Source organism: Kitasatospora sp. NPDC097643, from assembly GCF_040302625.1.
Lineage (GTDB): Bacteria > Actinomycetota > Actinomycetes > Streptomycetales > Streptomycetaceae > Kitasatospora.
The window spans coordinates 186,014-196,252 of sequence record NZ_JBEOSA010000002.1 but is presented as its reverse complement, the minus strand read 5'-3'; the positions used below and the strand labels follow the sequence as shown (position 1 = coordinate 196,252).

Below are 10,239 nucleotides of genomic sequence, written 5' to 3'. Positions count from 1 at the left end.
GTCAGTCCTCGGTCTCGCACACGGCGACGGCCGTCACGTTCCCGTGCGAGGCCCGGACGATCCAGCTGTTCGGTGCGGAGGAGTCCGGCCCGTTGGCCACGACGGTGTCGTTCGGTCCGGCGGGAGTGAACTCGTAGCCTCCCCCGGTCAGGTGGGTGTGCTCGGGGCAGGTCGCCCTGGACGGACCGCCGGGGGAGCTCACCGGCCCCTTCACCGCGACGGACGTCTCGGCGGCGACGGCCGGTGACGCCGCGGCCAGGCCGAGGACCGGACAGATCAGCAGGACGCCGCTGGACAGGATCTTCGGCACGCGCATGGGGGGTTCTCCCGGTTCGTCGGACGGCGGAACGCCTGGACACCCCGACAACCGGTTCGCATGCGATCAGGACACCCGGCGCCCGAGGCAATCCCCCCGGCGCGTGTCGGGGAATAGCGCCCGCACGCGCACCGTTCCGTTACCGGTCGCTGCCGCGAGACAATGGACGACGGCCACGACCGGGCGGCGCGGACCGGAGCAGCCCGCCCGCCCTCCCTCACCGAGACCCCGGAGGTGTCCGTCCATGCCCGACTCCCCAGCCGAGGCACCCGAGCCCACCCGGCGTCTGCGTCCGGCGCAGCTGCTGTTCGAGCCGCAGTCCGCCGAGCCGGAGCCGGAACGCTTCTTCGACCTGGAGTCGATCGAGGACCCCGCCGAGCTGCTGCGCCGCTCCACCGAGCTGGCGCTGGCCTTCCGCGCGGCCGCCGAGCGGGCCACCGACTTCCAGGCGGTCGCCGCGGCCCAGCTCGCGGACCCGCGCCGCTTCGACGCGTTGTCGGACGCCGAGATCGCGCAGCGCGTGGACTGGACCCCCGACTACGCCGCCAAGATGATCGAGTACGGCCGCGGTCTGCTCCAGCCGCGCCGCCACGAGGACTGAACGCTCGGGGCACGGGCTCACCGAGCCGCCGGGTCACTGGGCCAGGGTCACTGGGCCACTGGCATATGACACGAGCGGCGGAAGGGTACGCCGTTCCCCGCCGCCCTGTCCGGCAAACCGTGCTTTCCGTCCCATCCGGCCCCCGCACGGCGCACGCTGCTGTGCGTGGACATCTGGACGTATCAGTCGGTGGAGTACGTCACCGTGGCCGGGGAGGCCTGGCTCGCCTCCGCCAGCGAGTACCCGCGCAGTATGCGCGCCCTGTGGGAGTCACGCCCCTGGGCGCCCTCCGTGCTGCCCTGCGGGCGCGCCTTCGACGTGATCAGCATGCCGTCGCTGTTCGGCCGCCGGATGCTGGACGAGTTGTGGGCCTCCGGGCCGGGCTGCGGCCCGGTGGCCACCTACCGGGGCCGGATGCTGCTGTTCGTCCAGCCCGGTGCGGGACCCCGGCTGCGCCGGCTGCTGGCCTGGGAGGAGTGGGCCCGGGACGTGCCGCCGCTGCTGTGCCACGGCCGGGGCGACGCGGTGACCGTGCCGCCGGTGCAGCGGATGGTGAACAGCCCGGACTCCCCAGGGCTGGGCGCCGGCCGGTGGATCGTCGCGCCGGAGGACCGGGAGCCGTGGCTGCCGGGCGCCTCGGTGGTGCTCTGGGCCTGCGTCCGGGCGGCCCGCGAGCCGGGTGCGGCCGCTCCGGCCGGGGCGGCCGCCGTGACCGGCGGGTGAACGGCGGGCAACGGTCATTCGATTTGGGATCGGACGCGGGCCGCTGCTAGAGTCTTCTCTGTCAGCAGGCGCCGCTAGCTCAGTTGGTTAGAGCAGCTGACTCTTAATCAGCGGGTCCGGGGTTCGAGTCCCTGGCGGCGCACAGACAGCCGAGAGGCCCCTCGCGAAAGCGAGGGGCCTCTCGGCGTTTTCCGTACGACGCGTTCCCGGACGACGTGCTTTCCGGACGACGACCGGGCGGACGCGGGAACGCGACGGACCGGGCCGCCCGCCGGGGAGGCGGGCGGCCCGACCGGGGTCAGCGCCCGCGCAGCGCGCGGTAGCGGGCGACCAGCTCGGCGGTGGAGCTGTCCAGCTGCTCGGCGCCCTCACCGGTCAGCAGCACCGGCTCGATCCGCTTGGCGAGCACCTTGCCCAGCTCGACGCCCCACTGGTCGAAGGAGTCGATGTTCCAGATCGCGCCCTGGACGAACACCTTGTGCTCGTACAGCGCGACCAGCTGGCCCAGCACCGAGGGGGTCAGCTCGCCGGCCAGGATGGTGGTGGTCGGGTGGTTGCCCTTGAAGGTCTTGTGCGGGACGAGCTCGGCCGGCACGCCCTCGGCGGCGACCTCCTCCGGGGTCTTGCCGAAGGCCAGCGCCTGGGTCTGGGCGAAGAAGTTGGCCAGCAGCAGGTCGTGCTGGGCGACCAGGCCCGGGAGCAGGTCGGCGACCGGCTCGGCGAAGCCGATGAAGTCGGCCGGGATGAGCTTGGTGCCCTGGTGCAGCAGCTGGTAGTAGGCGTGCTGGCCGTTGGTGCCGGGGGTGCCCCAGACCACCGGGCCGGTCTGCCAGCTCACCGGCGAGCCGTCCCGGGTCACCGACTTGCCGTTGGACTCCATGTCCAGCTGTTGCAGGTAGGCGGTGAACTTCGACAGGTAGTGCGAGTACGGCAGCACCGCGTGCGCCTGGGCGTCGAAGAACGCGCCGTACCAGACGCCGAGCAGACCGAGCAGCAGCGGGACGTTCCGCTCCGGCGGGGCGGTGCGGAAGTGCTCGTCGACCAGGTGGAAGCCGTCCAGCATCTCCCGGAAGGCGTCCGGGCCGATGGCGATCATCAGCGAGAGGCCGATCGCCGAGTCGTAGGAGTAGCGGCCGCCGACCCAGTCCCAGAACTCGAACATGTTGGCGGTGTCGATGCCGAAGTCCTGCACGCCCTGGGCGTTGGTGGACAGCGCGACGAAGTGCTTGGCGACCGCGTCGGTGTCGGCGCGCAGGCCGGTGAGCAGCCAGTTGCGGGCGGAGACCGCGTTGGTGATGGTCTCGATGGTGGTGAAGGTCTTCGAGGCGACGATGAACAGCGTCTCGGCCGGGTCGAGGTCGCGGATCGCCTCGTGCAGGTCGGCGCCGTCCACGTTGGAGACGAACCGGACGTCGAGGTCGCGCTTGGTGTACGAGCGGAGCACCTCGTAGGCCATCGCGGGGCCCAGGTCGGAGCCGCCGATGCCGATGTTGACGACGGTGCGGATCGGCTTGCCGGTGTGGCCTCGCCACTCGCCGCTGCGGACCCGGTCGGCGAAGGCGGCCATCTGGTCCAGGACGGCGTGCACCGCGGGGACGACGTTCTCGCCGTCGACCTCGACCACGGCCCCGCGCGGCGCGCGCAGCGCGGTGTGCAGGACGGCGCGCTGCTCGGTGTTGTTGATCTTCTCGCCGCGGAACATGGCGTCCCGCAGCTCGGCGACGCCGGTGGCCGCGGCGAGTTCGCGCAGCAGCTCCAGCGTCTCGTCGGTCACCAGGTGCTTGGCGTAGTCCACGTGCAGGTCGCCGACCTGGAGGGTGTAGCGGCGGCCGCGTTCCGGGTCGGCGGCGAACAGCTCGCGCAGGTGCGTCTCGCCCAGCTCGGCCCGGTGCTTGCCGAGGGCGGCCCACTGCGGGGTCCGGTCGAGCGGGGTGCGGGCGTCGGCGCGGGTCTCCGACATCGGTGGTTCCTCGATTCATCTGGGTGCAGATGGGTGCAGATACCGGCAGGGCCAGGCGGTGGGGCCAGACTGTGAGAAGGCTTCGCGAGGTCGTGCGGGTACTGGTGGTGCGCCGACTCCGTTGACGGCCTGCCCGGGGCTCAGCCTATGCAACGTCCGGCGGGGTCGCTCACATTCCGTTCGCCCACGCTCGACGACGGTCGTCCCGATGCGGCGTCAACGCTCGACGAGGGTCGTCCCGACGCGGCGTCAACGCTCGACGAGGGTCGTCCCGACGCGGCGTCACTTCCGTTCCGAGCGCAGGTCGAGCCCGCGCAGGACCTGGTCGACGAGCTCCGGGTCGGTGCCGGCCTCGCTGCGGGCGACCAGCATCTCGCGCCGGGAGGCGGCGATCATCTCCTGCTCGACGTCGCGGGCGGCGCGCCACCGGGCCAGCCGTACCTTCGCCTCGGCGGCCTCCTCCTCGGCGTAGTTCTCCGGGCAGAGCCGGGCCAGCCGGTCGTGCTGACGGTCCCGCAGGCGGTCGGCGACCTCGGCGGGCAGCCGGTCCTGTTCCTCCAGTTCGCCCAGCCGCCGCAGCCCGGCCTTGGCGGCGCGCCACCAGAGCAGCCGGACGGCCTGCTCGTGCCGGTCCTGGTCGATGTCCAGCTGGAGCCGCTTGGCCAGCCAGGGCAGGGTGAGGCCCTGGACCAGCAGGGTGAAGAGCACCACGCTGAAGGCGATGAAGACCAGTCGGCCGCGCTCGGGGAAGCCGGCGCCGGAGTCGACGGTGAGCGGGATGGCCAGGGCCAGGGCGACGGTGGCGACCCCGCGCATGCCCGACCACCACAGCACCACGCTCTCCCGCCAGCTGAACGGGGTGTCCTCCTCCTCGCCCGACCGCAGCCGACGGGAGAGCCAGCCGGCCGGCAGCAGCCAGAGCAGCCGGACCAGCACCACCACCGCGATGACCACGGCGGCGTCGCCGAGCATGCCGGTCCAGTCCCGGCCGGCCTCCTTCAGCACGGTGGCGAGTTCCAGGCCGATCAGGCCGAAGGCGACCCCGGTGATCAGGATCTCGACGACCTCCCAGAAGGCGTTGCCGACCAGCCGGTAGGAGACGGCGTCGGCGTCGGCGGCCCGTTCGGCGAGGTAGAGCGCGCAGATCACGACGGCCAGCACGCCGGAGCCGTGGATCTCCTCGGCGATGGTGTAGGCGGCGAACGGCACCAGCAGGTTGAGCGCGACCTGTTGGGTCGGGTCGTCCAGGAGTCCGGCCAGCTTGGCGTTGACCCAGCCGAGGGCGACGCCGACGACCACGGCGAGCACCGCGGACAGCACGAACCGCAGCACGGCGCGGTCGGCCGGGAGGTCGCCGGAGACCACCGCGTCGACGGCCAGCGAGTAGATGACGATCGCAGTGACGTCGTTGAACAGGCCCTCGCCCTCCAGGATCGCCACCAGCCGCCGGGGCAGTCCGACGCTGCCCGCCACGGCGACGGCGGCGACCGGGTCGGGCGGGGAGACCAGCGCGCCGACCGCGACCGCGGCGGCCAGTGGCAGCGCGGGCAGCAGCCAGTGCACGGCGGCGCCCACCGCGACCGTGGTGACCACGACCAGCGCGACCGCGAGCAGCAGGATCGAGCGGATGTTGGCCTTGAAGTAGCGGACCGAGGAGCGCCGGGCGACCGCGAAGATCAGCGGCGGCAGGACCAGCGGCAGGATCAACTCGGGGTCGATGGCGATGTCCGGGATCTGCGGGACGAGCGCCATGACGATGCCGAGCATGGTCATCAGGACCGGCTGCGGCACTCCGGTGCGGCGGGCGAGCGGCATGGTCACCACGGAGGCGAGCAGCACCAGGAAGAGCAGGGGCAGCTGACCCACGGGGCGGATCCTCTCGACGGCTGGCGGCACGCGGGACACGGGACACGGGAGTCGGCGCACGGCGGACGGCTGAGCGCCGCCCAGGATAAATCTGACAATGCGCCCATCTCGGTCGACACGCCGGACCGGGATCGACGTCGGGGGTTGACCTCAAGCGCGCTTGAGGTCCGAAGATCAAGGGGCACGGGAACGAGCGGAAGGGCAGGAGAACCCATGAAGGCAGTCACCGTCCCCGAGTTCGGCGGACCGGAGGTCCTACGGGTCACCGAGGTGCCGGTCCCGGTACCCGGGCCGGGCGAGGTGCGGGTCCGGGTGTACGCAGCCGGGGTGCAGCCGGTGGACCTCGCCATCCGGGCGGGCTTCTCCCCGCCGGGGGCACGGATCGAGCCGCCGTTCACGCTCGGCAACGAGTTCGCCGGGGTGGTGGACCAGCTCGGGGCGAGCAGCTACGGCTGGGAGGTCGGCGACGAGGTGCTGGGCTTCCGGCTGCTGGGCGGCCAGGCCGAGTTCGTCACGGTGGACGCCGCCCAGCTGGTCGCCAAGCCCGCCACGATGCCCTGGGAGCAGGCCGGCTCGCTCTCCGCCTCCGGCCAGACCGCGCACCTGGCGCTCAGCCTGCTCGGCGTCGGCGCGGGCGACACCGTGCTGGTCCACGGCGCCTCCGGCGGGGTCGGCACGGTCGCCGTCCAGCTGGCCCGGGCCTGGGGCGCGACCGTGATCGGCACCGCGAGCGAGCCCAACCACGCCTACCTGCGCGAGCTGGGCGCGATCCCGGTCGCGTACGGCCCGGGGCTGGTGGGGCGGGTCCGGGCGGCGGCCCCGCAGGGCGTGGACGCGGCCTTCGACGCCGCCGGGCGGGGCGCCCTGGAGGCCTCGGTCGAGCTGGTCGCCGACCGGGACCGGATCGGCACCGTCGTCGACTACCCGACCGCCGAGCGGCTGGGCGTGCGGCAGCTGCGCGGCGAGCGGACGGCCGCCCGGCTGACCGAGCTGGTCGAGCTGTGGGAGGCGGGCGGCCTGGGGCTGGAGATCGCCGAGACCTTCCCGCTGGGGCGCGTCGCCGACGCCCACCGGCTGGTCGGCGCCGGGCACGTCCGGGGCAAGGTGGTCCTGACGCCGTGAGCCCGGGCCGCCCGGGCGGCCACCCGGGCCGATTGTGTGTTTCGGCCGCTGACCAGGTAATGTTCTCCGTGTCAGCAGGCGCCGCTAGCTCAGTTGGTTAGAGCAGCTGACTCTTAATCAGCGGGTCCGGGGTTCGAGTCCCTGGCGGCGCACAGACAGCCGGAAGGCCCTTCGCGAGAGCGGGGGGCCTTCCGGCATTGTGCCGTGGCACAGCGGTGCTGCGGTGCCCAGCGGTGGAAGCAGCCGTCGAAGTTCGGGGAGAACTCCCGGCCGCCAGACCGGCTCGGGCCCGGTGCGGACGTGCGGTGCGGACGGGCGTCGCGGACGGACCCGCCCCGGTTGCCGGGTGTGACACCCCGTCGAAGGATGGAGAGGTGACCCCGCCCGGCTACCTCCGCTACCCCCATCTGCACGGCGGCCTGCTCACCTTCACCGCCGAGGACGACGTCTGGATCGCCCCGCTGGACGCCGACGGCGGCACCGGCCGGGCCTGGCGGGTCAGCTGCGACCGCACCCGGGTCAGCCACCCCCGCTTCTCCCCGGACGGCCGCACCCTCGCCTGGACCAGCTGGCTCAGCCTCACCCCCGAGGTGTGGACCGCCCCCGTCGAGGGCGGCGAGGCCCGGCGGCTCAGCCACTGGGGCAGCCAGGACACCCGGGTGCGCGGCTGGCTGCCCGACGGCGAGGTGCTGGCCGTCACCTCCTTCCACGAGCCCTTCGGCCACTACACCTGGGCGCACGCGCTGCCGCCGGACGGCGCCCCCGGCCACCGGATGCCCTGGGGGCCGGTCGGCGACGCCCAGATGAGCCGCGAGCGCACCGTGCTGCTCACCGGCGCCGCCCCGCACGAGCCCGCCGCCTGGAAGCGCTACCGCGGCGGCGCGACCGGCCGGCTCTGGGTGGACGGCGAGCAGGTCCTCGCCGAGCACGCCGGCCACCTCGCCTCCCCGATGCCGGTCGGCGAGCGGGTGGCCTTCCTCTCCGACCACGAGGGCATCGGCAACCTCTACTCCTGCCGCCCCGACGGCGGCGACCTGCGCCGGCACACCGACCACGCCTCCTACTACGCCCGCGAGGCCGCCACCGACGGCACCCGGATCGTCTACCAGCACGCCGGCGACCTCTGGCTGCTGGACGGCCTGGACGCCCCCGCCCCGCGCCGGCTGCGCGTCCCGCTCGGCGGCGCCCGGGCCGGCCGCCGCCCGTACCAGGTCAGCGCCGCCACCCAGGTCAAGGACCTGGCCTGCGACCAGAGCGGTCGGGCCGGGGTGATCACCGTGCGCGGCAGCCAGTACTGGCTCACCCACAAGGACGGTCCGGCCCGCGCGCTCGCCGACACCCCGGGCGTGCGGACCCGGCTGCCGGTGATGCTCGGGCACACCGGCGAGGCGGCCTGGATCACCGACGCCGAGGGTGCCGACGCGATCGAGGTGGTGCCGCTGCCCGGGCACGAGGCCTCCCCCGACCTCGGGGGAGGCGAGCGGCACCGGCACCGGGTCCTCGCCGCGGGCCGGCTCGGCCGGGTCCTGGAGCTCACCGCCTCCCCCGACGGCGCCCACCTCGCCGCGGCCACCTCGGACGGGCGGCTGCTGCTGGTGGACACCGCCGACGGCGCCGTCCGCGGGCTCGCCACCTCCGGCTACGGGCCGGTCTCCAGCGCCCGGTTCTCCCCCGACTCGCACTGGATCGCCTGGTCACAGCCGGTGGCCGGGCGCTCGCTGCGCCGGATCCGGCTCACCCGCACCGCGGTGGCCGCGCCGATCACCGAGGTCACCGACGGCCGGTTCGAGGACGAACAGCCGGTGTTCACCCGGGACGGCCGCTACCTGGCCTTCCTGTCCTGGCGCGGCTTCGACCCCGTCCACGACGTGCACACCGGCGACCTCTCCTTCCCGGTGGGCTGCCGCCCGTACCTCGTCCCGCTGACCGCCGACACGCCGTCCCCGTTCGCCGCGCCCGCCGAGGACGGCTCCCCCCGCGGCGACGGCGGCGGCGACGGCACCGTCCGGGTCGACCCGCAGGGCATCGGCGAGCGGCTGCTGCAGTTCCCGGTGATCGCCTCCAAGTACTCGGCCACCGACGCGGTGCGCGGCGGCCTGGTCTGGCTGCGCTGGCCCATCTCCGGCACCCTCGGCCAGACCTTCGCCAGCCCGGAGGACACCTCAGGCCGCCCCTCGCTGGAGTACTTCGACCTGGCCCGGGGCACCCGCACCACGCTGGTCGACCGGCTGGACGGCTACGCGGTCTCCGGCGACGGCGGCTCGGTGGCGGTCTACTCGGCCGGCTCGCTGCGGATCGTCCCGGTCGGCGCCCCCTCCGCCGGGACCACGGTGGACCTGCGCCGGATCACCCACACCGTCCACCCGGCCGACGAGTGGCGCCAGGCCTACCACGAGGCGGCCCGGATCGTCCGGGACCAGTTCTGGGACGCCCGGATGTCCGGCCTGGACTGGCCCGCCCTGGTCGCCCAGTACGAGCCGCTGCTGGAGCGGGTCTCCGCACCGGACGACTTCGCCGACCTGCTGCGCGAACTCCTCGGCGAGCTGGGCACCTCGCACGCCTACGTCACCACCTCCCGGCGCGCCGAGGGGCCCTCGCTCGCCCAGCAGCCGCTCGGACTGCTCGGCGCCAACGCGCACCGCTCCCCCGACGGTCGCTGGCTGGTCGAACGGGTGCTGCCCGGCGAGTCCTCCGACCCGCGCGCCCGCGCCCCGCTCGCCGCCCAGGGGGTCCGGGACGGCGACGAGCTGCTGGCGGTCGGCGGCCGCCCGGTGGACCCGCTGCGCGGACCGCTGCCGCTGCTGGCCGGCACCGGCGGCACCACCGTGGAACTGACCCTGCGCAGCGGCCCGGACGGCCCGGTGCGGCGGATCACCGTCACCCCGCTCACCGACGAGCGACCCATCCGCTACCAGGACTGGGTGACCAAACGTCGGTCCCTGGTACGGGAGTTCAGCGACGGACGGTGCGGCTACCTGCACATCCCGGACCTCGGCGGCTCCGGCTGGGCGCAGTTCAACCGCGACCTGCGGCGGGAGCTGGACAAGCCCGCGCTGGTCCTGGACGTGCGCGGCAACGCCGGCGGCAACGTCTCCGAGCTCGTCCTGGAGAAGCTCACCCGGCGGGTCCTCGCCTGGGACTTCAGCCGGGACCGCCAGCCGGTCCGCTGGCCGCGGCACGCCCTGCGCGGCCCGCTGGTGGCCCTCGCCGACGAGGCGACCAGCTCGGACGGCGACGTGATCATCGCGGCGATCCGGCTGCTCGGCCTCGGCCCGGTGGTCGGCACCCGCACCTGGGGCGGGGTGGTCGGGATGACCGGGCGGCACACCCTCGGCGACGGCACCCAGATCTCGGTGCCGAAGAACGCCTCCTGGTTCACCGGCGGGCTGGGCTGGTCGGTGGAGAACCGCGGCGTCGAGCCGGACGTGCACGTGCTGCGCACCCCCCGGGACTGGGCGCGGGGGCGGCACCCCGAACTGACCGCCGCCGTCCAGCTGGCCCTGGAGCTGCTGGAGGACGCCCCGGCCGCCGCGCCCCCGCCGCCCGACACCCCCCGGCCGGACCTGCGGCGCCCGCCGCTGCCACCCCGGGCGCGGTGAGCCGGACGCACTGATCCCCCCGGAGGCATGCTCCGAGGGGATCAGGGGGCGG

At 74.2% G+C, this 10,239-nt stretch carries 7 protein-coding genes and 2 tRNA genes; 6 read left to right on the top strand and 3 right to left on the bottom strand.

The annotated features are described in order from the left end of the window. Window position 1: 1 nt before the first annotated feature. A complete protein-coding gene (locus ABTY15_RS02990) occupies window positions 2-316 on the bottom strand; it encodes a hypothetical protein (RefSeq protein ID WP_350574990.1) in 315 nt (104 codons plus the stop codon). Between the two features lie 244 nt (window positions 317-560). On the opposite strand from ABTY15_RS02990, the gene ABTY15_RS02985 reads away from it, so the two are divergent. The 3 genes from ABTY15_RS02985 (at window position 561) to ABTY15_RS02975 (ending at window position 1,782) form a co-directional block, all read left to right on the top strand. Then, window positions 561-917, top strand: coding sequence for a DUF8844 domain-containing protein (locus tag ABTY15_RS02985; protein WP_350574987.1), 357 nt, complete (start codon window positions 561-563; stop codon window positions 915-917). A gap of 165 nt (window positions 918-1,082) precedes the next feature. Continuing rightward, window positions 1,083-1,640: a bifunctional DNA primase/polymerase gene (locus ABTY15_RS02980; protein WP_350574984.1), complete on the top strand. Its 558-nt coding sequence runs from the start codon at window positions 1,083-1,085 to the stop codon at window positions 1,638-1,640. 68 nt (window positions 1,641-1,708) lie between these two features. Further along, a tRNA-Lys gene (locus tag ABTY15_RS02975) sits at window positions 1,709-1,782 on the top strand. 156 nt (window positions 1,783-1,938) lie between these two features. Here ABTY15_RS02975 and pgi read toward each other — a convergent pair. Both pgi and ABTY15_RS02965 read right to left on the bottom strand, forming a co-directional pair. Then, on the bottom strand, window positions 1,939-3,600 hold the full coding sequence (gene pgi / locus ABTY15_RS02970) for a glucose-6-phosphate isomerase (protein WP_350574981.1): 1,662 nt from the start codon (window positions 3,598-3,600) through the stop codon (window positions 1,939-1,941). Between the two features lie 282 nt (window positions 3,601-3,882). Next, entirely contained in the window at window positions 3,883-5,466 is a 1,584-nt protein-coding gene (locus ABTY15_RS02965; protein WP_350574978.1) for a Na+/H+ antiporter, read from the bottom strand. Window positions 5,467-5,679: 213 nt separating this feature from the next. On the opposite strand from ABTY15_RS02965, the gene ABTY15_RS02960 reads away from it, so the two are divergent. The 3 genes from ABTY15_RS02960 to ABTY15_RS02950 all read left to right on the top strand — a co-directional run bounded on the left by ABTY15_RS02960 (window position 5,680) and on the right by ABTY15_RS02950 (window position 10,187). Continuing rightward, window positions 5,680-6,588 (top strand): NADP-dependent oxidoreductase, encoded by a 909-nt coding sequence (locus ABTY15_RS02960; protein WP_350574976.1) that lies wholly within the window; start codon window positions 5,680-5,682, stop codon window positions 6,586-6,588. 78 nt (window positions 6,589-6,666) lie between these two features. Beyond that, window positions 6,667-6,740: transfer RNA gene (locus tag ABTY15_RS02955), tRNA-Lys, on the top strand. 222 nt (window positions 6,741-6,962) lie between these two features. Beyond that, entirely contained in the window at window positions 6,963-10,187 is a 3,225-nt protein-coding gene (locus ABTY15_RS02950) for a S41 family peptidase (protein ID WP_350574973.1), read from the top strand. Window positions 10,188-10,239 lie beyond the last annotated feature (52 nt).